19 protein-coding genes and 2 pseudogenes are annotated in these 25,709 nt (G+C 49.4%); 13 read left to right on the plus strand and 8 right to left on the minus strand.

Going from position 1 to position 25,709, the window contains the following annotated elements:
* The first annotated feature begins 3 nt into the window (after positions 1-3).
* Together AC0LWE_RS01950 and AC0LWE_RS01955 are read left to right on the plus strand one after the other, a co-directional pair.
* Complete coding sequence (locus tag AC0LWE_RS01950; protein ID WP_219346509.1) at positions 4-1,086, plus strand: ABC transporter ATP-binding protein; 1,083 nt, start codon at positions 4-6, stop codon at positions 1,084-1,086.
* 66 nt (positions 1,087-1,152) lie between these two features.
* Positions 1,153-2,067 carry an OmpG family monomeric porin gene (locus AC0LWE_RS01955; RefSeq protein WP_059179089.1) on the plus strand — a complete coding sequence of 305 codons (915 nt, stop codon included), beginning with the start codon at positions 1,153-1,155 and terminating at the stop codon, positions 2,065-2,067.
* A 33-nt stretch (positions 2,068-2,100) separates the two neighbouring features.
* Here AC0LWE_RS01955 and AC0LWE_RS01960 read toward each other — a convergent pair whose 3' ends face one another.
* Positions 2,101-3,111 carry a LacI family DNA-binding transcriptional regulator gene (locus AC0LWE_RS01960; RefSeq protein WP_219346510.1) on the minus strand — a complete coding sequence of 337 codons (1,011 nt, stop codon included), beginning with the start codon at positions 3,109-3,111 and terminating at the stop codon, positions 2,101-2,103.
* Between the two features lie 153 nt (positions 3,112-3,264).
* Here AC0LWE_RS01960 and AC0LWE_RS01965 point away from each other — a divergent pair, with 153 nt between their 5' ends.
* From AC0LWE_RS01965 to tyrR, 3 genes are all read left to right on the plus strand, one after another.
* A complete protein-coding gene (locus tag AC0LWE_RS01965) occupies positions 3,265-4,662 on the plus strand; it encodes a YcjX family GTP-binding protein (RefSeq protein ID WP_219346511.1) in 1,398 nt (465 codons plus the stop codon).
* A complete protein-coding gene (locus tag AC0LWE_RS01970) occupies positions 4,659-5,708 on the plus strand; it encodes a YcjF family protein (protein WP_174343231.1) in 1,050 nt (349 codons plus the stop codon). Before AC0LWE_RS01965 ends, AC0LWE_RS01970 begins: the two co-directional genes overlap by 4 nt.
* A 106-nt stretch (positions 5,709-5,814) precedes the next feature.
* Positions 5,815-7,359, plus strand: coding sequence for a transcriptional regulator TyrR (gene tyrR, locus AC0LWE_RS01975; RefSeq protein WP_131488039.1), 1,545 nt, complete (start codon positions 5,815-5,817; stop codon positions 7,357-7,359).
* Positions 7,360-7,395: 36 nt separating this feature from the next.
* On the opposite strand, the gene tpx is transcribed toward tyrR, so the two are convergent.
* On the minus strand, positions 7,396-7,902 hold the full coding sequence (gene tpx, locus AC0LWE_RS01980) for a thiol peroxidase (RefSeq protein WP_216981322.1): 507 nt from the start codon (positions 7,900-7,902) through the stop codon (positions 7,396-7,398).
* A gap of 95 nt (positions 7,903-7,997) precedes the next feature.
* Here tpx and ycjG point away from each other — a divergent pair, with 95 nt between their 5' ends.
* On the plus strand, positions 7,998-8,963 hold the full coding sequence (gene ycjG / locus AC0LWE_RS01985; RefSeq protein WP_202713183.1) for an L-Ala-D/L-Glu epimerase: 966 nt from the start codon (positions 7,998-8,000) through the stop codon (positions 8,961-8,963).
* Here ycjG and mpaA read toward each other — a convergent pair.
* Positions 8,954-9,667, minus strand: a complete 714-nt coding sequence (mpaA, locus tag AC0LWE_RS01990; RefSeq protein ID WP_219346513.1) for a murein tripeptide amidase MpaA — start codon at positions 9,665-9,667, stop codon at positions 8,954-8,956. The two genes, ycjG and mpaA, sit on opposite strands and share 10 nt — an antisense overlap.
* A gap of 184 nt (positions 9,668-9,851) precedes the next feature.
* Here mpaA and AC0LWE_RS01995 point away from each other — a divergent pair, with 184 nt between their 5' ends.
* On the plus strand, positions 9,852-11,468 hold the full coding sequence (locus tag AC0LWE_RS01995; protein ID WP_219346514.1) for a peptide ABC transporter substrate-binding protein: 1,617 nt from the start codon (positions 9,852-9,854) through the stop codon (positions 11,466-11,468).
* 168 nt (positions 11,469-11,636) lie between these two features.
* On the opposite strand, the gene AC0LWE_RS02000 is transcribed toward AC0LWE_RS01995, so the two are convergent.
* From AC0LWE_RS02000 to AC0LWE_RS02010, 3 genes are all read right to left on the minus strand, one after another.
* Entirely contained in the window at positions 11,637-11,777 is a 141-nt protein-coding gene (locus tag AC0LWE_RS02000; RefSeq protein WP_202713180.1) for an Ecr family regulatory small membrane protein, read from the minus strand.
* A 74-nt stretch (positions 11,778-11,851) separates the two neighbouring features.
* Positions 11,852-13,084 (minus strand): GGDEF domain-containing protein, encoded by a 1,233-nt coding sequence (locus AC0LWE_RS02005; RefSeq protein ID WP_219346515.1) that lies wholly within the window; start codon positions 13,082-13,084, stop codon positions 11,852-11,854.
* A 91-nt stretch (positions 13,085-13,175) separates the two neighbouring features.
* The gene (locus AC0LWE_RS02010) at positions 13,176-15,305 is read right to left on the minus strand and encodes a putative bifunctional diguanylate cyclase/phosphodiesterase (protein ID WP_219346516.1); all 2,130 of its coding nucleotides are present in this window, start codon (positions 15,303-15,305) and stop codon (positions 13,176-13,178) included.
* 451 nt (positions 15,306-15,756) lie between these two features.
* Between AC0LWE_RS02010 and AC0LWE_RS02015 the strand changes: the two genes are divergently transcribed.
* From AC0LWE_RS02015 to dbpA, 4 genes are all read left to right on the plus strand, one after another.
* Positions 15,757-16,911 (plus strand): methyl-accepting chemotaxis protein, encoded by a 1,155-nt coding sequence (locus tag AC0LWE_RS02015; RefSeq protein WP_219346517.1) that lies wholly within the window; start codon positions 15,757-15,759, stop codon positions 16,909-16,911.
* Positions 16,912-17,055: 144 nt separating this feature from the next.
* On the plus strand, positions 17,056-18,039 hold the full coding sequence (gene zntB / locus AC0LWE_RS02020; RefSeq protein ID WP_131488050.1) for a zinc transporter ZntB: 984 nt from the start codon (positions 17,056-17,058) through the stop codon (positions 18,037-18,039).
* A 274-nt stretch (positions 18,040-18,313) separates the two neighbouring features.
* A complete protein-coding gene (ynaL, locus tag AC0LWE_RS02025) occupies positions 18,314-18,496 on the plus strand; it encodes a proline-rich small protein YnaL (protein WP_072241849.1) in 183 nt (60 codons plus the stop codon).
* 28 nt (positions 18,497-18,524) lie between these two features.
* Complete coding sequence (dbpA, locus tag AC0LWE_RS02030) at positions 18,525-19,898, plus strand: ATP-dependent RNA helicase DbpA (RefSeq protein WP_059179076.1); 1,374 nt, start codon at positions 18,525-18,527, stop codon at positions 19,896-19,898.
* Between the two features lie 44 nt (positions 19,899-19,942).
* Here dbpA and ttcA read toward each other — a convergent pair whose 3' ends face one another.
* Together ttcA and AC0LWE_RS02040 are read right to left on the minus strand one after the other, a co-directional pair.
* Positions 19,943-20,878, minus strand: a complete 936-nt coding sequence (ttcA, locus tag AC0LWE_RS02035) for a tRNA 2-thiocytidine(32) synthetase TtcA (protein ID WP_202693345.1) — start codon at positions 20,876-20,878, stop codon at positions 19,943-19,945.
* Between the two features lie 11 nt (positions 20,879-20,889).
* Positions 20,890-21,183, minus strand: a pseudogene (locus tag AC0LWE_RS02040) (tyrosine-type recombinase/integrase); the annotation flags it as partial.
* A gap of 121 nt (positions 21,184-21,304) precedes the next feature.
* Here AC0LWE_RS02040 and AC0LWE_RS02045 point away from each other — a divergent pair.
* A pseudogene (locus tag AC0LWE_RS02045) lies at positions 21,305-21,797 on the plus strand (integrase core domain-containing protein); the annotation flags it as partial.
* A gap of 363 nt (positions 21,798-22,160) precedes the next feature.
* Positions 22,161-25,055, plus strand: a complete 2,895-nt coding sequence (locus AC0LWE_RS02050; RefSeq protein ID WP_474264748.1) for an autotransporter family protein — start codon at positions 22,161-22,163, stop codon at positions 25,053-25,055.
* The last annotated feature ends 654 nt before the right edge of the window (positions 25,056-25,709 follow it).

Below are 25,709 nucleotides of genomic sequence, written 5' to 3' on the forward strand. Positions count from 1 at the left end.
TAAATGGCTCAGCTATCGCTAAAAAATATCCACAAAATCTATGATAACCAGGTTCATGTGGTGAAGGATTTTTGCCTCGAAATCGCGGATAAAGAATTTATCGTTTTTGTCGGGCCATCAGGCTGCGGTAAATCCACCACGCTACGCATGATTGCCGGTCTCGAAGAGATTAGCGCAGGTGAACTGGCGATCGGGGATGTGGTGATGAATGATGTTCCCGCCAAGGCGCGGGATATCGCCATGGTTTTTCAGAACTATGCGCTATACCCGCACATGACGGTTTACGACAACATGGCGTTTGGCCTCAAAATGCAAAAGATCGCGCCGAAGGTGATTGAGGAGCGGGTCAGCTGGGCCGCGCAGATACTGGGTTTACGTGACTATCTCAAGCGCAAACCGGGGGCGCTTTCTGGTGGCCAGCGCCAGCGTGTGGCACTGGGTCGCGCCATCGTGCGAGAGGCGGGTGTATTTCTGATGGATGAGCCGCTGTCAAACCTCGACGCAAAGCTACGCGTGCAGATGCGGGCTGAAATCAGCAAGCTTCATCAGAAATTGAATACCACCATGATTTACGTGACGCACGATCAGACCGAAGCCATGACAATGGCGACACGTATCGTGATTATGAAGGAGGGGATCATTCAGCAGGTAGGTGCACCAAAGGAGGTGTATAACGAACCGGCCAACATCTTTGTCGCTGGGTTTATTGGTTCACCCGCCATGAACTTTATTCGTGGTGCAATAGATGGCGGCTATTTTGTCACCGAAACGTTGCGCCTCGAAATACCAGCAGAAAAACTCGCGATACTTAATAAAAAAAATTATCAGCGTAAAGCCGTCATATTGGGTATTCGCCCTGAAAATATAATAACCGCGCAAGAGTGCACAACAGCAATAAATGCGACGGTGTGCGTGGCCGAGCTGACGGGTGCTGAGTTTATGCTGTATGTCAATGTAGGCGGTCACGAATTAGTGCTTCGGGCAGGAACAATACATGATTATCATTCTGGGGATAATCTGGCAATTCAGTTCGAAATGGATAAAAGCCATTTCTTCGATGCTGATACAGAAATTGCCATAAGATAAAAATAGTCAGTGACTGGAAAGCATTTTCCAGATTTTGTTGTTCTTATTTTATAAAGGAATATATTAATGAGTACTCTACTAAAAAGTGCTGCGCTTTTACTATGTGCGGGAGTAACGAACGTCCAGGCATCAGAGGAAGTTAAAAAATGGGATTTTAACATTGGTGCGATGTATGAAATCGAAAATGTCGAAGGACAGGGTGATGATAAAGATGGTTTATATGAACCTTCCGTATGGTTTAATGCCACCTACGATGCATGGACGGTTTCACTGGCGATGTATCAGGAAGGACCCGTTGATTACAGTAGCATGACTCGAGGGACCTATTTTGATCGCCCTGAATTCGAGTTACGTTATCGTGTTATTGGCAGTGACGACTTTACGCTGGGCTTGACGGGGGGATTTCGCAATTATGGTTATCATTTTAAAGATGAGCATGGTGCGAAAGACGGTAGTGCAAATATGCAACGCTACAAAATCCAACCAGACTGGGATCTCAAATTGAGTGATGACTGGCGCTTTAACGGCTGGTTCGCGATGTATCAATTTGCAAACGATCTCGAAAAGACAGGTTATTCCGATAGCCGTGTCGAGACTGAAACCGGTTTTACCTGGACTATTAATAAGACCTTTTCTATTAAAACAAACTACTATTTAGAACGCGGCTTTAATATTGATGGTGGTCGCAATAATGGGGAGTTCTCAACTCAGGAAATTCGTGCTTATCTGCCTATTGCGATGGGGCAAACCACATTGACGCCCTATACCCGCCTTGGGTTAGATCGCTGGTCAAATTGGGACTGGCAGGACGATCCCGAACGTGAAGGTCATGATTTCAATCGCCTGGGCATGCTGTATGCGTATGATTTCGCCAACGGTCTCTCTATGACACTGGAATACGCGTACGAATGGCAAAACCATGATGAAGGTAAAAACGATCGATTCCACTATGCTGGCGTCGGCGTGAACTACGCATTTTAGTTGTGCTATTCCAGGGGCAATATGCCCCTAGTTTCAGGCAACAGAGGCAGTTTGGTTGAAATGGGTTTCTACGATGACGCGCTGTGGCGCGGATTTGCCAGCGATCCGTTTAAATAACACATCGCAGCTTTCTTCACCAAGCTTTCGTGTAGGGATATCGAAACCACTTGGCGCGGGTGTCAAAATCAGTGACAGCATAGGATCGGTGTATCCGGCAACAACGAGCTGTTCAGGTATCATTAGATTTAACTCATCCGCTGCGCGATATAGCGCCAGTAATTTCATGCTATCTGTGGCAAAAACAGCGCGGGGGGGATGCGATGCGGAAAGTAATTTACACGCGGCGTCCAGCGCACTTTCATGCGTATAACCGCCGTCAACAACCCAATCACAATTAAGTGCAATATTATTATTTTCGAGACAGGTTTTATAACCCGACAGCCGATCAATTGAGACGAGATAGTCAAGCGGAGCATGTAGGCAGGCGATATCGCGATAGCCTTGTTTAATAAATTGCTCGGTTAACATCATGCTATCATGGAAATTATCCGTATCGACCGAGAAAATATTCGTGAAGTCACCTTCGACTTTGCCAATAACGACAACCGGAATTCCATATGCATCAAGTCTTGGGAAAAAGCCTTCATTGGCGGGTGAACTCAACATAATAATGCCTTTCACCATTTTCTGTTTAATTTTGCTTTCACATTTCTGTAAATCATCTTCACTGTTTTTGGATGTCTGTAAAATAACGTCAAAGCCTTCTTGTTCTGCTTTTGCGGTTATCGCGTGAAGAACATCTGAGAAGAATGGATTACCAGCGGTGGTCTTGGTTGAACGGGTGGAAATAACCATGATCGCATCGAAACCCGATGTCGTTAGGGCGCGGGCGAGTTTGTTAGGTTGATAATTTAATTCATCGATCGCTTTCAGCACTTTCTCTTGTGCTTCAGGAGAGATATTCGTTTGTTTGTTCAGAACGCGGGACACGGTTGATTTTGATACACCGGCAACACGTGCAATATCATAAATTGTGGGTGACATACACCTGACAACTCCATCTTAGCGGCAATTTTATTATATTACGGCAGAAAAAAGGGGAATGACAGTCAGATTGAATTGAAAATCAACGATCTGCCCCAATTTATTGTATTCTGAAGTCAATATCGACAGTCTTCGGGGCAAAACAGGATGGCGATGAAGAGATTTAAAAATGAATTGAATTCACTGGTCAACAGAGGCGTTGATCGCCATTTGCGTCTGGCGGTCACGGGCCTGAGTCGCAGCGGTAAAACCGCGTTTATTACGGCGATGGTTAATCAGTTACTCAATCTACATACCGGCGCTCGTCTGCCCTTGCTGAGTGCTGCACGCGAGGAGCGTTTACTCGGGGTAAAACGTGTCCCACAGCGCGATTTTGGCATCCCGCGTTTCACCTATGATGAAGGGCTGGCGCAGCTTTACGGCACACCGCCCTCATGGCCGACACCCACGCGTGGCGTTAGCGAGATACGTCTGGCGCTGCGGTTTCGCTCGAATGATTCTTTGCTCCGGCATTTCAAGGATACCTCGACGCTGTATCTTGAAATCGTCGATTATCCTGGCGAATGGCTGCTTGATTTACCGATGCTGGCACAGGATTACCTGAGCTGGTCTCGCCAGATGACGGGGTTGCTGCAAGGCCAACGTGCGGAATGGTCTCTAAAATGGCAGGAATTGTGCGCCGGTCTGGACCCGTTGGCTCCCGCAGATGAGAATCGGCTGGCTGCGATTGCGCAAGCCTGGACCGACTATCTCCATCAGTGCAAAAAAGAGGGTTTGCATTTCATCCAACCGGGTCGTTTTGTTCTGCCGGGTGAGATGGCAGGGGCGCCTGCGCTGCAGTTTTTCCCCTGGCCAGATGTCGATGCCTGGGGAGAATCGAAGCTGGCGATGGCCGATAAAAATACCAACGTCGGTATGCTTCGCGAGCGTTTCAACTATTACTGCGAGAAAGTAGTGAAGGGGTTTTATAAAAATCACTTCCTGAAATTTGATCGCCAGATTGTGTTAGTGGATTGCCTGCAACCGCTTAACAGCGGGCCACATGCCTTTAACGATATGCGCCTGGCTCTCACGCAGTTGATGCAAAGCTTCCACTACGGACAACGCACGTTGTTTCGCCGACTGTTTTCTCCGGTCATCGATAAGCTCCTGTTCGCTGCCACCAAGGCCGACCATGTGACTGTCGATCAACATGCCAATATGGTTTCGCTGCTGCAACAGTTGGTTCAGGACGCCTGGCAAAATGCGGCGTTTGAGGGAATCAGCATGGATTGTCTCGGTCTGGCCTCCGTTCAGGCGACGCAAAGCGGCCTGATTGACGTCAATGGCGAAAAGATCCCGGCGCTGCGCGGCAACCGTCTGAGTGACGGTGAACCGTTGACGGTTTATCCCGGTGAAGTCCCTGCGCGTTTGCCTGGGCAGGCCTTCTGGCATAATCAGGGATTTCAGTTCGAAGCGTTTCGCCCACAAACAATGAATGTTGACCAGCCGTTGCCGCACATTCGGCTGGATGCGGCGCTGGAGTTTTTGATTGGAGATAAATTGCGATGACGGAACCCTTAAAGCCACGTATTGATTTTCCCGGCACGCTGGAGCAGGAGCGTGCCGAAGCCTTTAAAGCGGCTCAGGCATTTAGCGGGCCGGAAGCCGATAATTTTGCGCCCGCCGTGACGGAAGAGTTGCTGTCTGATGAAGGGCCAGCGGAGGCCGTCGTGGAAGCAGCGCTGCGACCGAAACGCAGCTTATGGCGAAAAATGGTCACGGCAGGGCTGACGTTATTCGGTATCAGCGTTGTCGGCCAGGGCGTTCAGTGGACCATGAATGCGTGGCAAACGCAGGACTGGGTGGCGTTGGGGGGTTGTGCTGCCGGGGCGCTCATTATCGGTGCGGGTGTCGGTTCTGTCGCGACAGAATGGCGTCGCCTGTGGCGTTTACGCCAGCGAGCGCATGAGCGTGATGAGGCGCGTGATTTATTACACAGCCATGCCACCGGAAAAGGGCGCGCCTTTTGCGAAAAATTGGCGAGCCAGGCGGGCATTGATCAGTCGCACCCCGCGCTTCAGCGCTGGTATGCCGCGATCCATGAAACGCAGAGCGATCGCGAAATCGTCTCGCTGTATGCCTCTATCGTCCAGCCTGTGCTTGATTCCCAGGCGCGTCGGGAGATCAGCCGGTCTGCGGCGGAGTCCACGCTGATGATCGCCGTTAGCCCTCTGGCGCTGGTGGATATGGCTTTTATCGCGTGGCGAAATCTGCGACTGATTAACCGTATTGCCACCCTCTATGGCATTGAGCTCGGATATTACAGCCGCTTGCGCCTGTTCCGTCTGGTGCTGTTGAACATGGCTTTTGCTGGCGCCAGTGAACTGGTGCGCGAAGTCGGGATGGACTGGATGTCTCAGGATCTGGCCGCAAGGTTATCCACCCGAGCGGCGCAGGGAATTGGCGCGGGGCTGCTGACGGCGCGATTAGGCATCAAAGCGATGGAGTTGTGCCGTCCGTTACCCTGGCTAGATGATGATAAACCGCGGCTTGGGGATTTCCGCCGTGAATTGATCGGTCAGCTGAAAGAGACATTGAGCAAAAAGCCGCAGTAAACGCCTAAAAAAGCACCTCGCTGTCAATATTTGTTGACAGCGAGCTTCCAGCCAGACGATATCTGACTTATTATTTAAAGCTACTGGCTTAGAGAGTGAATTTCCCATGCGTCTGGAAGTGTTCTGTCAGGACCGTATCGGTCTGACCCGCGAGTTACTCGATCTCCTTGTTTTGCGTGACATTGATTTACGCGGCATCGACATCGATCCCATTGGACGAATTTATCTCAATTTTGCCGAAATCGAATTCAATACCTTTAGCAGCCTGATGGCGGAAATCCGCCGTATCGCTGGCGTTACGGATGTGCGTACCGTGCCGTGGATGCCATCAGAGCGCGAACATTTGGCGCTGAGCGCGCTGCTCGAAGCGATGCCAGAGCCCTTTTTATCATTGGATTTGAAAGGCAAAGTAGAGCGAACCAACCTCGCGAGTTGCCAGCTGTTTGGCCAAAGCCAGGAAAAACTCAGCAACCATCTTGCTTCACAGCTGATCGTGGGATTCAATTTTCAGCGGTGGCTCGACAGCAATCCGCAGAGCACGCTTAGCGAACATGTTGTCATTAACGGCCAAAATTTCCTGATGGAAATCACGCCGGTTCATTTGCAGGGCGAGAACGACGCGGCGGTACTCACGGGGGCGGTGATCATGCTGCGCTCCACCATTCGTATGGGCCGACAGTTGCAGAATCTTTCCAATCAGGATGTGGGTGCATTTAGCCAGATGATTGCGGTCAGTCCGAAGATGCGACACGTGGTCGATCAGGCGCGTAAACTGGCGAATCTCACCGCACCGCTGCTCATTACTGGCGAGACAGGCACCGGCAAGGATCTGCTGGCCCATGCCGTTCACACGGCCAGCCCGCGAGCGGCGAAACCCTATCTGGCGCTAAACTGCGCATCCATTCCTGAAGACGCTGTTGAAAGTGAACTGTTTGGACATGCGCCAGAGGGCAAAAAAGGTTTCTTCGAGCAGGCCAACGGCGGTTCCGTTCTTCTGGATGAAATTGGCGAAATGTCACCGCGTATGCAGGCTAAACTGCTGCGCTTCCTCAATGACGGCACGTTCCGCCGGGTGGGGGAAGATCATGAGGTACACGTTGATGTCCGTGTGATTTGCGCCACGCAGAAAAATCTTGTTGAACTGGTTCAGAAAGGGGTGTTCCGCGAAGATCTCTATTATCGCCTGAACGTGCTGACGCTGAACATTCCGCCGCTACGCGATTGTCCACAAGACGTTATGCCGCTTACTGAACTGTTCGTGGCGCGTTTCGCAGACGAACAGGGCGTACCGCGTCCGAAGCTCTCTGCCGATCTGGGTACAATGCTGACGCGCTATAACTGGCCGGGGAATATCAGGCAGCTGAAGAATGCGGTATATCGCGCACTGACCCAGCTTGAAGGGTATGAATTACGTCCTCAGGACGTCCTGCTGCCAGATTATGATGCCGGAACCCTGGCGGTTGGCGAAGAAGCGATGGAAGGATCGCTGGACGATATCACCAGCCGTTTTGAGCGCTCTGTCCTGACCCAGCTTTATCGCAACTATCCCAGCACGCGTAAACTGGCGAAACGGTTAGGTGTTTCGCATACGGCGATCGCCAATAAGCTGCGTGAATACGGTTTGAATCAGAAGAAAACAGAAGAGTCATAAAAGTAGAAAGCCTCCAGATGGAGGCTTTTTTTTCACTTACGCTTTTAACACGTCCAGCGCAGCGGCGTAATCCGGTTCGTTGGTGATTTCGTTAACCAGTTCACTGAAAACAACGGTGTCGTTTTCATCGATGACCAGTACGGCACGCGCGGTCAGGCCTTTCAGAGCGCCTTCTGCGATCCCTACGCCGTAGTTTTCGAGGAAATCCGGGCTACGCAGGGTGGAAAGGGTGATGACGTTGCTCAGACCTTCTGCACCGCAGAAACGGGACTGGGCGAACGGCAGGTCAGCGGAAATGCACAGCACCACGGTGTTGTCCATTTCAGTCGCCAGCTGGTTAAATTTGCGCACGGAGGCTGCACAAACGCCGGTATCAATGCTTGGGAAAATATTCAGAACTTTGCGTTTGCCAGCAAACTGGCCCAACGTTACATCAGACAGGTCTTTCGCTACGAGGGTAAAAGCCTGCGCTTTGCTGCCAGCCTGGGGAATAGAGCCTGCAACAGAAACTGGGTTGCCCTGAAAATGAACGAGTTGTGTCATAGATATCTTCCTGTTTACAAATAGTTAACGTCGTAGGTAGTGTATGACATCAGCAGATAACACGGCAAACCAAATTTGCCTTACAGGAGCGAGTGATGAGAAACGTCAAGGTCTATGAAGAAGCATGGCCATTGCATACCCCGTTTGTGATCTCTCGTGGCAGTCGCAGTGAAGCGAGCGTCGTGGTTGTTGAAATTGAAGAAGATGACATAAAGGGCGTCGGGGAATGCACACCCTATCCGCGCTATGGTGAGAGTCTCGCATCGGTTATGGCACAGATCATGACAATTCTGCCCGACCTCGAAAGAGGCTTGACGCGTGAGGCTTTGCAACGTCTTTTGCCCGCAGGCGCAGCGCGTAACGCCGTGGATTGCGCACTGTGGTCGCTTGAGGCGCAGAAAAATCACCAGACTATTTCCGGCGCGGTAGGTGTGGTGTTACCGCAAACCATTGTCACGGCCCAAACCGTCGTTATTGGTGAGCCCGAACAGATGGCCGCCAGTGCGAAAGCACTGTACGAGGCTGGCGCGCGTTTGCTGAAGGTGAAAATAGACGATCATTTAATCAGCGAACGCATGGTGGCGATTCGTGGTGCGGTACCCGATGCGACGCTGATTGTTGATGCCAATGAATCCTGGAAAAGTGAAGGATTGGCTGCTCGCTGCCAGCTGCTCGCGGATCTGGGGGTGGCGATGCTTGAGCAGCCATTACCGGCGCAGGATGATGCGACGCTGGCGAATTTCATTCATCCGCTGCCCATTTGCGCGGATGAAAGTTGCCATACTCGTGAAAATCTGACGAGCCTGAAAGGGCGTTATGAAATGGTTAACATCAAGCTGGATAAGACGGGCGGCTTAACCGAAGCGTTGGCGCTGGCAAAGCAGGCTCGCGCAGAGGGCTTTGCACTCATGCTGGGCTGTATGCTTTGCACCTCACGCGCCATTACGGCTGCGCTTCCGCTGGCGGAGCAGGTCAGCTTTGCCGATCTCGATGGACCCACCTGGCTCGCGGTGGATGTTTCACCGGCGTTGAATTTCACCACCGGTACGCTTCATCTCTGAGATTGCCAGCGCAGTAGGCCCGTCATAGCCTCCATGTATTTCTCGCTCGCGTCGTCAGAGGAGACGGGCGGGAATTCCGCTGTGATGCAATGGAGGCCGAGATCCGCGCACCAGCTGCCAAATGAGCCGGGCGTTTCGTATCCCACGCTCGTTACCAGCGGTAGCGAAAATGCGTCCGCCAGCCACTCGCCTAACGCCGTGTGACGCGGATCTTCAATGCAGGCTAAAGGATCGTGAAACGAAACGACCCATGCGGGATGAAGATGATGAATGAGCTGACACAACGCTTGAGTTTCCGGTTCTGAGCCGGGCTTATCGCCGGTCAACAGCACCACGTCTCGTTCTTCAGCGGCACTGTTCCAGCGGTATACCGTTTCGCCTGCTCGCCAGTTGGCCGCAGGGAAATTACGATTGAGATCGACGCCGCGCGCGTTAGCGCGCAATCCCAACTGGCAGCCATCTGGGTTGACCGTCAGCACCACATGATGACGACGTCGCTCAGGGGCCAGCGTTCGTAGCGCGCAGGAGAGCGTCACGATCGATGAATTTTCATCCCCGTGCGTACCCGCAATAATTAATCCACTGTGACGATCGGCCTGTGGGGCGGGGAACCAAATCAGTGGCGCGCCCAAAAACGAGCGGCCATAGTGTTCGGTCCCACGTGGAAATACGCCACGTTCCGTTCTGGGGCGGTTGGGTGACATAGGAAATCCTGATAAAGGGCTTATAACTGCCAGTGTTGTGTAAAACTCACGGTTAATCAAATAGTTTCAGCGTGAGGAGAATTTAGCCAGATATCACCTTTACGCGGTAAGAAGTTTGCATTTCTCTGTTTTGAAACAAATAATTACGCATCTGCTCGTCACCGATCATTTTAAAGGGGATCTTATGAAGCATCCTGTCTCGCTGCTCTGTACTGCACTTTGGTTGTGCGGACTCTCATCTTTTTCTTATGCGGCTGATGTTCCTTCGGGAACCGTGCTGGCACAAAAACAGGAGCTGGTGCGTCATATCAAAGATGAGCCAGCATCGCTCGACCCAGCAAAGGCCGTAGGTTTGCCCGAAATTCAGGTTATCCGGGATCTGTTTGAAGGCCTGGTGAATCAGAATGAAAAGGGCGCGTTGATTCCTGGGGTGGCGTCAAAATGGCAAAGTAATGACAACCGCACCTGGACGTTTACTTTGCGCGATAACGCTAAGTGGTCTGATGGCACCCCGGTGACGGCAGAAGATTTCGTTTATAGCTGGCAGCGCCTCGTCGACCCTAAAACGACCTCACCGTTCGCATGGTTTGCGGCGCTGGCGGGGATCACGAATGCGCAGAACATTATCGATGGTAAAGCACTGCCGAATTCACTGGGCGTGACGGCTGTTGATGCCAAAACGCTACGCGTACAGCTGGATAAACCGTTGCCGTGGTTTGCCAATCTGACGGCGAGTTTTGCTTTTTATCCGGTTCAGAAAGCCAACGTTGAGGGCAATAAAGACTGGACCCGACCTGGTTCGCTGGTCGGTAACGGGACATATGTTTTAAAAGACCGCGTGGTGAACGAAAAACTGGTTGTTGAGCCGAATACCCATTACTGGGACAACGGCAAGACGGTGCTGCAAAAAGTGACGTTTGTGCCGCTCAATCAGGAATCATCAGCCACGAAACGTTATCTGGCAGGGGATATTGATATCACCGAATCGTTCCCCAAAAATCTTTATCAGAAGCTGCTGAAAGACATTCCGGGGCAGGTTTATACACCGCCACAGCTTGGCACATATTATTATGCGTTTAATACCCAAAAAGGACCGACTGCGGACTCGCGCGTGCGTCTGGCGTTGAGTATGACGATTGACCGGCGGATCATGGCAGAGAAAGTCCTGGGAACCGGTGAGAAACCGGCCTGGCATTTTACCCCTGACGTGACGGCAGGTTTTACGGCTGAACTGTCACCGTTTGAGCAGATGTCACAGGCAGAGCTGAACGCGCAGGCAAAAATGCTGCTGCAGGCCGCAGGTTATGGTCCGCAGCGCCCGCTTAAACTCACGCTGCTGTACAACACGTCTGAAAACCATCAAAAAATCGCGATTGCGGTGGCCTCGATGTGGAAGAAAAATCTGGGCGTAGACGTGAAGTTGCAAAACCAGGAGTGGAAAACGTATATCGACAGCCGCAATACCGGTAATTTCGACGTGATTCGCGCCTCCTGGGTCGGCGATTACAATGAGCCTTCAACGTTCCTGTCGCTGCTCACCTCAACGCACACAGGTAACATCTCACGCTTTAACGATCCGGCTTACGATAAAATCATCAATCAGGCGACGCTGGAAACGACGGTAAAAGCACGGAATGCGGATTACAATTCAGCAGAGAAAATCCTTGCTGAAAAAGCGCCTATTGCACCCATTTATCAATATACCAACGGGCGTTTGATTAAGCCTTGGGTGAAAGGTTATCCGATAAATAATGCGGAAGATGTTGCTTATAGCCGGACGATGTATATCGAAAAGCACTAATTTATCAGCCCGAACAAATAAAAAAGCCCGTCAGAGAACGGGCAACACAAGCCAATGATTAATGCTGTGTTAACCCATCACGGAGGGTAACCATTGCTATATTATGCGGTGTTTTCTCGTGGCGGAAGCTCACAATTACACTAGTTGAAACAACGGGTTATACGTGCATCATGGCGCATCGATCGCAGGGTAAAGCCAGTTTTCCAGAAACGCTGCTAAATGCCACATCTGGCCGCTAAAAATAAACCACAAGCCAAATATAATAATCAGTAAAATAATTAGGATGAGTATGACTTCTGTTTTTTCCATAGCAAAAGCTACCCACCTGAAATCCGTTAATTTAGCGGGGCATTGTAACGAGGCTTTAATCAATACTCCAGTTCTTAGGCCGCCAAAACTTTATTGCGTCCGTCATTTTTAGCGCGATACAGCGCGTCATCAACCCGTTTAAAAAGCTCATCAATGCTTTCATCAGAATTGTGGCGCGCCACGCCAATACTCACGGTAAAGCGGGGCAGACCGGGAATCGCGATGCGTGCAACCGCCGCGCGAATGGTTTCGGCAACCTGCATTGCGACATCCAGTGGCGTGCGCGGTAACAGAATGACAAACTCTTCTCCGCCCCAGCGGAACACATAATCGTCCTTCCGGCTGCATGCTTCGAGCGTACGCGAAAGCGAAATCAAGACTTCATCGCCTTTCAGATGCCCGAAAACATCATTGATGTTTTTAAAATGGTCGGTATCAACCAACAATAAGCTGAACTGGTTCTGAACAGGTAAAAACGACGGGTTGGTTTGCTCGGTGATGCGGTAAAATTGTCGACGATTAAGCAGACCTGTCATCGAATCTCGCATCGCGGCGTGTTCCAGCTCCTGCTCTAACCGCTTCTGTTCGGTGATATCATGTACGATACACAGCATCAATTTATCGCCATAGATTTCAATCGGGCCGGCGTAAGTTTGAACATGGCGGGTTGAACCATCTGCGAGGCGGTGAACAAAATTAAGCGGTTTATGCCCGCCGGGAAGGCGCGCAACCTCATTCATGATCGGTAAAATGTCGCGGCCTAGCGTGTTTATTTCCCAGGTGTGTTTGCTGCATATCACATCATGGGTGTAGCCGTAAAAATTCAGGGCTGCCAAATTGGCGTCCACAATTTGACCATCACGCGCGGTATCAATCAGCAACATTGGGGCGCTGTTTGTCAGAAAAAAACGGGCATAAAAACCCTGTTTTTTGCGCTGATAATTCGCCGACCGGCTGGCTTTAAGTCCCGACGATATTTGAGACGCAATGCCCTCAAATATAATCACATCACCCATGTTTTCGTCATGAGCAAGTGACAGGCGACAGCTTAGCGTCGTTTCTTGCTGGTCGCGCCAGACGGTCCAGACTTCGATGATATCCAGGTCAGATTTAAGGTCCGGGACATACATAGAAAGCTGATGCTGCGCATTTGCTGAAAAAACCCCGTTACGCATATCGTTGAGCGTTTTATTCATCATCAAGGCAGTCGCCGTGACGTTGGCGAATATAACCTGCTCAGAAACGGATGAGACTATCCAAACGGGTATTTTGATAAAATTGAGTGCTTCATAGCTGGGTAGCGACATAGATTGTTCCCATTCATCAGTACCGCTGCCTGATGTCCACGACGGAATGTTCACGCGTGGGCTTATTTAAAACATACTCTACTTCATCACATCAGGCATGGTTTTTTTGTGAATTGTGGGGGAGTTCCATGTGATTTTTACCAATGGGTATAATTTGTTTATCGGACTTGTTTTGTAATACCAGCCAGGGAACTTGTTCAGCAGGAAGAGGACGAGAAAAATAATATCCTTGCAGATAATCACACCCCAGATTCGCCAGTATCTGCTGCTGTTCTGCAGTTTCAATACCTTCCGCAACCACGACCATATCCATGGTGCGGGCCACGTTAATTATTGTTTCGACAATTTTCTGGCTTTTATTGTTATCCAGCATGCTATCGATAAACGTTTTATCAATTTTCAACTCTTTAGCAGGAAGGACGTTTAACATGAGCAGGTTAGAATACCCCGTGCCGAAATCGTCGATAGAGACTGTAACGCCAGCATGACTAAAGGCATTTAACAATTCGACGCTACGTTCAAGATTTTTAAGCGCGGTACTTTCGGTGACTTCAAGGATCAGCCGTGAAGGTTCAAGATTATATTTTTGAATGGTCCCCGTGATTATCTCAAATATATCCTGTTGCTCAAATTGAACAGGGGACAAATTAAATGAAAGCGTCCACTGACCGAAGCCTTGCTCGGACCAGAATCGCAGTTGCCTGCAGGCCTGTTCTATCGCCCAAACGCCAACGGGAATGATTAAACCTGTTTTTTCTAGCGAGGATAAAAAAACCGCAGGCAGAAGCACACCTTGTTCAGGATGATGCCAGCGAATCAGGGCTTCAAAACCGTGAATCTCGTTAGCGTCGGCAAGATAGGTGGGTTGATACCAAAGCTCAAACTGTTCGCGTTCAAGCGCCTGGGTAAGATCCTGCAGGAATGCGGGTTCCGCCGTGATACTTTTCGACATCTCCGGACGGTAAACTGCCCAACCGTTACGTCCCCCTTGTTTGATGTGGTACATCGCTGCATCGGCTGTAAATTTGAGTTCATGAAGCGTTTCGCCGTGCTGAGGGTAGAGGCTGACGCCGACACTTAAGGTGACATTGATTGCATGACCACCGATCGCAAAGGGGCGTCGAATCTCATCCAGAAGTGTCATTGAAAGCGTCGTTATCTTTTCGTCATCACAGTCGGGTACAAGCAGGATGAACTCATCACCGCCCAGCCTGGCGAGGGTCATACCCGTTCCCAGCCGGGCAGTAATGCGCTGAGCAACGTTGATTAACAGCTCATCGCCCACCTGATGGCCCCAGGCGTCATTGATCAGCTTGAAATGGTCGATATCAAGAAACATAACGGCAAACTGTTTTTTATTCAGCAACGAGGTGTGAAGGCAGTCCTGGAGGCTGATATCCATTTGATGGCGATTGGCAAGCCCCGTCAGAACATCGAACCGTGCCTGCAGCGCCAGCTGCGTATTCAACTGACGCAAATTATCGGTCAGGCGCTGAGTGCGGAAATGAGAGTCCACCAGTGAAATGATGAGCATAATCCCCAGCAAAACCAACGTGGTGGACGACACCCAGATTGACAGATCCAGTTCGCCTACACCGCCTGACATGGTGTGTACGTCATGCTGAAAGTCGGCCGCGCTCATTCCGGTGTAATGCATTGCGCAGATGGCCATCCCCATCACGATAGCGGCCGCGATACGGTTGATAAACACACCTTTATGTCTGTGGCGTAAGTGGAAAGCGAGCCAGAGTGCGGCACCTGAAGCCACGATCGCAATCAACACCGAAATCAGGACGATGGTCATATTCCAGATAATTTGATCGTGGAACATTAACGCGGCCATCCCGATATAGTGCATAGCAACGACGCCTGCACTCAGTATCAGAGTGGAAAAAAACCATCGTAAAAGAGAAAGGGCATTACCGGGTACCGCAATATGGATAGCGCAGGTGGCGGCCAGTATAGCGACGCCAAGCGAGGCCGCGGTGAGCCAAAAATCATAGCTCATGGCCATCGGCATTTTCATCGACAGCATTCCGATGAAATGCATGGACCAAACGCCAATTCCCAGGGTGATACCGCCAGCCATCTGCCACCAGAACGCCGCTTTCCGGCTTGCACCCGAGATTTTCCCTGCACTGTCTAATGCCACAAATGACGCGATAAAGGCCACCAGAAAAGAGATGGCGATAAGGACAGGGTCCCAGGACACATCCAGCATTATGTCATCCCACGCAAAAAAAACGGTATGAGTTCATTCGGTGCATGAGTCAACACCGCCATGCTTACTTTAACTAATTCCAAGATTAGTTGCTTATCTAAAATCAACAACAAACAGGTTAATATTTTGCACCATTAAAAACCTGCAGAATATATCCTTCTATTTTCATTTTAGCGATGCTACATGATGTTAATGATTAGTTTCATCTGCTCTTAATAAAGCGCTTTTGATTATGAGGGAGTCTGGCTGAAGAATCTTTCGTTATCATCCTAAATAATGCTTCGGCAGCATATTTAGTTTTGATGGGGTTATTGCAAAGGTCATTATATCGACTTAACGCAAATCAATGACTTCAGCATGCAAATAACAAAAGCCACTAAAAATAGGTGGAAAAAGAAAGGGCGAATGCTATAAACATAATACCTCTCCAAAACGCTGCGTGGGATCAATTATGCTGAGAAATATTAGCGTAAGGACTTTTATTATTTACTTTTTGATGGTTGTGCTTTTAATGATTGACGGGTTGGTTTTGGTTTTATCAAAAAGCACAACACTTTTTATTGCAGTTAATATTGTTAATGTTCTTGCGGTTTTGTTGCTTTGGTCGTATATGACAAAATATCTTGTGACTCCCATCAATACGGTGAAAAAAAGTATTGAAGAAGTCACGTCAGGTAACCTCTCTGTTTCCATTCCTGAATTTGGTAATAACTGTGCCGGACGATTAATTCCGGGTATCAATAGTTTATCCAGCAATATCGCCACACTTGTTCGCGAGATCAGGGCATCGTCGCATACCGCGATGACCTTATCTGAGCAGTTGTCAGCCCGTAGCGCCCAACTCTCAGTTAAAACGGAGCAGCAGTCCGCATCACTGATCCAGACCGCCGCCAGCATGGAGCAAATGGCCGCGAGCACCCGCAACAATGCAGACAATACCCGGCTGGCCAGCGAGCGCGCCAATCTCGCGACAGTCCAGGCGCGTAAAGGCGGGGAGTTAATGGGGCAAGTTGCCCACAATATGCAATCCATCACCGAATGTGCTCAGCAAATGACGGAAATCATCACGCTGATTGACGGCATCGCTTTCCAGACGAATATTCTGGCGCTGAACGCGGCGGTAGAAGCCGCCAGAGCGGGCGATCATGGCAAAGGTTTTTCAGTGGTGGCCGGAGAGGTGCGTAATCTTGCTCACCTTAGCGCCGAAGCGGCAAAAAGCATTAAATCGCTGATTGATGTCACCAGCAATAATGTTACTCAGGGTGTGACGGTCGTGTCGGAAGCGGAAAAGAACATGCACGAAATTGTTAACGGTTCCGGGCACGTCAGCAAACTGATGGATGAGATTTCGGCGACGACCGCCGAGCAAGAAAAAGGGATCACGCAAATTACCCAGGCGCTTTCGGAGCTTGAGCGCGTTACACAGAGCAACGTGGCGATGGTCGATGAGCTATCGGGTTCATCAGATGTGCTGAAAAACCAGGTCATCGAGCTACAGACGCGCACCCGGAACTTCAGACTGGAAGAAAAAGATGAATTTACAGGCCAGGTACGGCAACGTTCTCCCTCAGCGATCTTCCCTCGACGAGCTGAACAAGTGTATTAATTAAGAAAAGCCTGGTTCGCCGGGCTTTTTTACGTTTTGAGAAACAATTTATCAGTAGATTCAGCGCTCTGGCGCGCTTAAATGTTGAATAACATTTTGTGACCGCTAGACTGACAACCATGATTGCGAAATGGTGGAGGCGCTGTGGAAGGCATTAAAGGATCCGAAGTTAACGTTCCCGACGCGGTGTTCGCGTGGCTGCTTGACGGTAAGGGTGGGGCGCGACACCTCGAAGATAACGATGTTATCGACAGTGAACATCCTTGCTGGTTACATCTGAACTATACCCATCCTGACAGTGCGCAATGGCTGGCTTCCACGCCGTTGCTTCCCAATAACGTACGTGATGCTCTGGCGGGCGATAGCGTGCGTCCTCGGGTGAGTCGTCTTGGCGAGGGCACCCTTATTACCCTGCGCTGTATTAATGGCAGTACCGACGAACGCCCCGATCAGTTGGTGGCCATGCGCCTCTATATGGACGAACGCCTGATTGTGTCTACGCGTCAGCGTAAAGTGCTTGCGCTGGATGACGTGGTCAATGATCTGAAAGAAGGTACCGGGCCTGCCGACTGCGGTGGCTGGTTGGTCGATGTGTGCGATGCGCTGACCGATCATGCGAGTGAATTTATCGAAGAGCTGCACGATAAAATTATCGATCTCGAAGATAATTTGCTCGATCAACATATTCCTCCGCGTGGATCTCTGGCGTTGCTGAGAAAACAGCTGATTGTGATGCGTCGCTATATGACGCCGCAGCGCGATGTTTATGCTCGCCTGGCCAGCGAACGTCTGAACTGGATGACCGACGATCAGCGCCGCAGAATGCAGGATATCGCCGATCGCCTGGGCCGAGGTCTGGATGAAATTGACTCCTGTATTGCCCGTACGGCGGTGATGAGCGATGAAATCGCACAGGTGATGCAAGAGTCATTGTCGCGCCGCACTTACACCATGTCGTTAATGGCAATGGTCTTTTTACCCAGCACATTTTTGACCGGACTCTTTGGCGTCAACTTAGGCGGCATTCCAGGCGGTGGTTATCAGTTCGGCTTTTCGGCTTTTTGCATCATGTTAGTTGTTTTGATCGGGGGTGTTGCGTGGTGGTTGCATCGTAGTAAATGGCTGTAAATTTACGTTTTTTTCACGCCGGGCATGCTTCAAAACGCTATTTTATTTGAGCAAAGTCAAAAAACGTTTACCCCTTTCGGTGCACTATTACTCCCGCAGGTGAATGCAACGTCAAGCGATGGGCGTTGCGCTCCATATTGTCTTACTTCCTTTTTTGAATTACTGCATAGCACAATTGATTCGTACAATGCCGACTAAATTAGTCGGCTTTTTTTTGCCTGAAGGATCTCAGCGTCTACCCTAAAAGAGTCAAGCCGATAAACTGGAGGGTAACATGAGTGCATTATTAGCCTTGCTCCACGGGCAAACGCCGCCATCCGATTCCATCCCCACTGAACCGGTGCCAATCCCCGATCCTATTCCTCGTCCGCAACCCATGCCGGACCCACCGCCAGATGAAGAACCGATTAAATTGTCGCATCGGTCACGGAGATCTGCGAGGATACGCGCCAAATGACTGTGACTTTTTACCTCGAGACTACATTGTGACCGCTTTTTCTACTCTGAACGTTCTGCCTGCCGCCCAACTCGATAATCTTAACGAGTTGGGTTACCTCGCGATGACCCCTGTACAAGCAGCCGCTCTTCCGGCGATCCTGGAAGGACGTGACGTTCGCGTGCAGGCCAAAACCGGCAGTGGGAAAACGGCCGCATTTGGTCTTGGGCTTTTACAGCAAATTGATGCGGGTTTATTCCAGACTCAATCGCTTGTGCTATGCCCGACGCGTGAGCTAGCCGATCAGGTGGCCGGTGAATTACGTCGTCTGGCGCGTTTTCTGCCGAACACTAAAATTCTGACGCTGTGCGGCGGTCAACCGTTTGGCGCTCAGCGCGATTCGCTCCAGCATCCGCCGCACATTATTGTCGCCACACCAGGGCGTTTACTCGATCATCTGCAAAAAGGCACGGTTTCGTTAGATGCGCTGCAAACGCTGGTGATGGACGAAGCCGATCGCATGCTGGATATGGGCTTTAGCGACGCGATTGACGAAGTGATCCGTTTTGCCCCGGCCACGCGCCAGACGCTGCTTTTTTCTGCCACGTGGCCAGAGGCGATTGCCGCCATCAGCGGACGCGTTCAGCAAAATCCGGTCACTATCGAAATTGATTCGGTTGATGCCTTGCCATCCATTGAACAACAATTCTATGAGACGTCGCAAAAAGGCAAAATTCCGCTGCTGCAAAAGCTGCTGAGTCAGCATCAGCCGGCATCTTGCGTCGTTTTCTGCAATACCAAAAAAGATTGTCAGGCCGTCTGTGAAGCGCTTGAAGAGGCAGGGCAGAGTGCACTGGCATTGCACGGAGACCTGGAACAGCGCGATCGCGATCAGACGTTGATTCGTTTCGCCAACGGCAGCGCGCGAGTATTGGTTGCGACGGATGTTGCCGCGCGTGGTCTGGACATCAAATCACTGGAGCTGGTGGTTAACTTCGAGCTGGCGTGGGATCCGGAAGTGCATGTTCACCGCATAGGGCGTACCGCGCGTGCGGGAAACAGCGGTCTGGCGATCAGCCTCTGCGCACCAGAAGAAGCCCAGCGTGCCAACATTCTGTCAGAAATGCTACAGCTGAAACTGAACTGGATGAGCGCGCCGAATAACGTGGGTATTGTCCCCCTCAAGGCAGAGATGGCGACGCTGTGTATCGATGGCGGCAAAAAAGCCAAAATGCGTCCAGGTGATGTATTAGGCGCGTTGACCGGGGATATGGGCTTTGATGGCGCGGATATCGGCAAAATCGCTGTGCATCCCGCGCATGTCTATGTCGCGGTGCGTCAGTCTGTGGCGAATAAAGTCTGGAAGCAGTTGCAGAACGGTAAAATCAAAGGCAAAACCTGCCGGGTTCGCTTGCTGAAATAAGCCTTAAAAAAGCGTCTCAGATGCGCTATCTGAGACGCCATATGTTACTTCACTTCTACGATATTCAGTCTCATCTCATCAAGCTGTGAATCATCTTCTTCCGGCTGCCAGCCAGCAGGCTGCATCGGGATATCTTCACGGTCAAATGCCAAATCGCCACCCGCTACAACTTCCGAGCCGTGCTGAATGCCTTTGAAATCGAACAGTTCGACATCACTAAGATGTGAAGGGACAACGTTTTGCATCGCGCTGAACATGGTCTCGATGCGTCCAGGATAACGCTTATCCCAGTCGCGAAGCATATCGCCGATCACCTGGCGCTGTAGATTTGGCTGCGAACCGCACAGGTTACAAGGAATGATCGGATACTCACGCGCTTCGGCAAAACGCTCAATATCTTTCTCACGGCAATACGCCAACGGGCGGATAACAATGTGCTTTCCATCATCGCTCATCAGCTTCGGTGGCATTCCTTTCATCTTGCCGCCGTAGAACATGTTCAGGAACAATGTCTGCAGGATATCGTCGCGGTGATGGCCCAGTGCAATTTTGGTCGCACCCAGTTCTGTCGCAGTACGATAAAGAATGCCGCGGCGCAGGCGGGAGCAGAGTGAACAGGTCGTCTTGCCTTCCGGGATTTTATCTTTGACTATCCCGTAGGTATTCTCTTCGACGATTTTATATTCCACGCCCTGTTGCTCAAGGTATTCCGGCAGAATGTGCTCAGGGAAGCCTGGCTGTTTCTGGTCCAGATTAACGGCCACCAGAGAAAATTTCACCGGTGCGCTTTGCTGCAGATTGCGCAAAATCTCCAGCATCGTGTAACTGTCTTTACCCCCTGAAAGGCAAACCATGATGCGGTCACCTTCTTCAATCATATTGAAGTCAGCAATCGCCTGGCCCACGTTGCGGCGCAGACGCTTCTGTAACTTATTCAGGTTGTACTGCTCTTTTTTTGTAATTTCTTGATTCTGTGACATTTATTCTTTACTCAAATATCAAATGGGGCACCAGTGGGACAATCCATTTTAAGCGCAAGCTTTGGGTTAAGCATTGCCACCTGTTCACTATCCAGCGTTTCAATCCTTGTAGCATAGATTTCATACACCCTCTGCGCATTTTCGTGCCCCATCGGATTGGCAATAAAAGACGGGTTAGCGCCTGCGGATAACAACCAGCATGCGAAAGTGTGCCGTGTATGGTACGGATTGCGACGACGAATGCCAGCACGTTTTACAGCAGAGTTCCACAGTGCGCCAATACTGCTCAGTGAGTAGAAAGGTTTCTAGGTATCATTTTTCATTCGTTGCATAAAACCACGTATACGCGTTGGTGTTCGGTCAGCCCTATTCGCGACGGTGATGAGCGATCTGTGGCTTTTGGACGTTTCCATAAACTTTTACTGATCGATAGGTTTCGCCATGAACACATTTGCCACCGGTCGCAGGATCAAGAGCCTCATCTGCGGGGATGACTTCATGAAAGAATGCCTGACGGTCACTGATGTCGTCGGGATTTCATGCGTGCATTCCACGCGTATGCTGAATCACATCACACTGTCTCAAAGCTACCTGTCTACGATAAGAACTGACCAGAGGCCGGAGCTAACCTGCAGAGCACTTGTACAGGGGGCCTATGAGCGAAGCTGCGGCTTATCCAGCCCAACAAGCCGACCCAGAACGGATTTATTGGGAGAGTTAGCTGACACTTCTGCGATGAGCGCCTGGATGAACACTGATTGAGCGACGTCAGTCATGCCATTAAAACCATCAGTGAATGACGCCAGGGTTATAACGAGTGCCTCCTGCACCCACGCTGAATTATTAGACTCTGTCTGAAATTGCGCGGGGTTGGAGGACCGATAATTCTGATAGTGAAGGATCCGACATGTCTAACTGAGCGTTGGATCTGATCCCGGGGCAGGTCAAGTACGTGGTACTTCTCACGCAAGTAATCCACCCGTCCTTTACAAGCTATTTTAGTAAGTAAGGAATTAACTCATATACTTTTTTATGGACATTATTGATTCATAAATCTCTCCAGTCTAATTCTGGAACGAATTTAACTGTGATAACGCCAGGCGGGTCTTTATAATTAAATCCTTTCGCTATATCAAAGAGATATCAATATATAACTTGCCCATCATTTTTTATCATGGCAAATAAATAAGTGAGTCTCTTTTTAAAATGCGAGAAAAAACACTTATGAAAAAAACATTTTTGATAAATGACCACTTGTTAAAATTAGGATTTGTATTATTTTATGCGTGAAACCAAAAAACTCAACCATCACCCGTTCAAATTAAAGAAGTTAAATAATCTGCAACTCATTTTCCCTTCATTGTTACTCGGAACAACATTATCGGTTCATGCTGAAACAATCATCCCGGACAGTTCTTCAGAAGTGAGTTATAAGGACGATAGCTCATATCTGATTGCAGCCGGAACAGAACTAACTACCTCCAATGGTACTGTAAGTGCTCTCACCATCCAGGGGCTTGCAGGTGCTGAACTTATCAATCACGGTTCAATTTATTCGCCGATTGGAGCGACAGCTGCTGGCCTCACTTTCTCAACGACAGGTTCGATTTTGAATGAAAGTGAAGGGACAATATTAGGTTCGGACATAGGACTTTACGTCGACAGCAATGGCGCCGGTGCAGTCAATCTTACTAATAAAGGTGATATCAGTGCAGCTGGCGGACTGCATTCTATCTATTATGTTGGCACAGGCGGTACCATTGATAACTATGGGACTATCGGCAAAAACAGTCCAACGAATGCAGACGGTATTTATGTGACAGGTACGGATAGCACTAAGAAATTAACTATTATTAATGAAAAAGGTGCACTGATTACCACTGGAGCCACCACTGATAACACGACCACGGCGATTGAAATTGGTGCCGGGGCATATGTCGACGTCACCAATAAGGGCGATATCTCAAGTTCTCAATGTGGAATTAGTGCTTTTAGTGGAACGGGTGCTGTAGTGAATATTGTGAATGAATCAACTGGCGTTGTAAGCAGTGGTTCAGAGAACGGTACAGGATTTAGTAATTCAGCTGTTTATTTACAGAGCGATAGCTCATTAAATAATGTTGGAAAAATAAGTAGTGCAACGGCTTCTGCTATCGACATTGAAAACTCAAATAACACTATTATTAACACGGGTACAATTTTAGGTGGCGATGATAACCATACCGCTATTTATTTGAAGGGTGACAATAATACCGTTACGCTTGGGACTGGATCGCATTTGTCGTCTGACAACGTTAAATCAGCAGCGATACAATCCACTGGAAATAACAATACATTAACGTTAACCGGCGAAGGTTCAGAGGCCGGCAGTATCAACGGCGTATCCAGGATAACGTCCGATGCCGGAAGTAAATGGTCCTGGAATGGCGATGTTGTATTGAATGGTTCAACTACTGATGCCTTAACCGTCAATGGAGAGTTAACACTCAATGGTGCACTGGACCAAACGTCTCTTGGTGGAACCGAAGTTAATAACGGTGGGACATTAATTGTTGGGGACGGCACCACGGATTCTGCTTCTCTGAAGGGTGGAGATATTGCTATATCGCAGGGGGGGACATTGAGCGGTGTTGGCAATATTGAAGGCGATATTCAAAACGCAGGCACTGTCGCTGTTCTTGATGCATTTAACACAATGTCATCTTCTTCTGTTTCGTCTAATGGAAATATCAACGCGCTGACGTTAAATGGCTCCGTGACAAATAATGGGACGCTCCAAATTGGAGGCTCTGCGCCAGGGAATACCATGACCATTACAGGTGATTATATTGGCAATGGCGGAACAGTTAATATTAACACAGTGTTAGATAACGATGATTCCTCCACAGACAAATTAATTATCCAGGGGAATTCTACCGGTAATTCTAGCGTTAAAGTTACTAATATGGGTGGCCACGGCGCTGCCACAGTTAATGGTATTGAGGTTATCAATGTCCAGGGGGATGACTCCAGCGGAGTATTCTCATTACAGGGCCGTGCTGTGGCTGGCGCATATGAATATAATCTCGTTCAGGATGCTACAGGCAATTGGTATTTGAATTCGGCGAAAAATCCAGAGCCCGTCCCTGACCCAACGCCTGAACCGACACCTGACCCGACGCCTGACCCAACACCTGATCCGACGCCTGATCCGACGCCTGACCCGAGCCCAGTGCCAGCTGAACTGCAGATCCGTCCTGAAGTAGGTTCATATCTGGCAAACCAACAGGCGGCGCAGTCCATGTTTTTGGGTACGCTCTTTGACCGTATGGGCGATCGTTTCCAAAATGGTAAAAAAGCTCCTGAGGCATCCTGGGGACACATCATCGGTAAGCACACTCACACTAAAGGAGCAAATGGCGCCCTGGATTCAGATGGAGACGGTTTTACTATGGAGCTTGGGAGCGATCTCCTGACTGGCCATTTCTCCGGTGCTGACCAGTGGACAATGGGTTTCATGGCCGGAATCGGTCAATCGACATCCTCTTCACATGCTGATGGGGTGAAGGCTGGCTCGCATTCAAGCGTTGATGGTTACAATCTTGGTGTTTATGGGACATGGTTTGCTGATGAGCAATCCCGCCTGGGAATGTATATTGACAGTTGGTATCAGTATGCCTGGTTTAATAATAAAATTAACGGCGATGATTTACCTGAAGAAAAGTATGACAGTTATAATCATACATTATCCCTGGAAGCGGGTTATGGCGCAAACCTTGGTCAATACTGGGGGCATAACTGGATAATTGAACCTCAAGCGCAGGGTATTTATATGCATTATGAACAGGATACTCATATCGAAAGTAATGGTACACGTGTTACCAATAATGGAGGTGATGGTTTTATAGGTCGTCTGGGGGCAAGGATTACGCTGACATCGCTGAAGGATGATGGTTTTGGTATACATCCTTATATTGAAACGAATCTGTGGAGTGGCAAACCTGTAGCTAATAGCGTTACTCTTGATGGCGCAACCTTCAGTAGCGATTCGCCTGATAGCCGTTATGAATTCAAGACCGGTATGCAAGGTAACCTAAACTCAAACCTCAAGGTTTGGGCTAGCCTCAACGGCTCGGTAGCCCAGAATGATTATTATGATTACGGTGGAATGGCAGGTCTCACTTATCAGTTTAAATAGCGGGTATGTTTTAATTAGATAATTATCACCTAAAACTGCATGCTGGATATGCCTTCAGCATGCAGATATCCCGTTTTATTTTAAAATCATTAATTCTTATTGAAAGCAAATAAAAACTCCGCAATAGGAATGCAGTATTTTGACACTGCTAATATTATCAATCCCTCGCATTTATTTTTTTACTGGCCTAACAGGGGGAATCATCTTGCCCTGTAGCTGTCTGGTGGGATTTCCTTCTCGCCGGGTCATCCTCTAAAAACCAGTTAACTTAGTCATATACCATCAAAGATAAAATACAGAATAATGTGAGTAATGAGATAAGATTAAAAACAAAAATGTATCTACTTTACAATATTTTAGTGGTTTTCAGACATAACGATGGTTGCGTCATAGGTCGAAGCGAAAGCGGCTCGAATAGCCTTGAGAGAGCCGTTTTTTAAACATAAGTCACTGTTCCGGTGCGCTGGTGATGTTTGTTTCACCTGCAACGACGAGTTGTACGCTACATATAATGACCACGCAGGGAGAAATGCTCCCTCGCATCGAAATTTACAGCCTTAAACAGGCCTTTTGCGATCTTACCGGAGTACGCAATTGCCACGATCGGGTTACTTCGGCAAAGAGAGTCGCGTCAAGCGATGGGGCAGCATCCTT

This window comes from Lelliottia sp. RD5 (genome assembly GCF_056032945.1).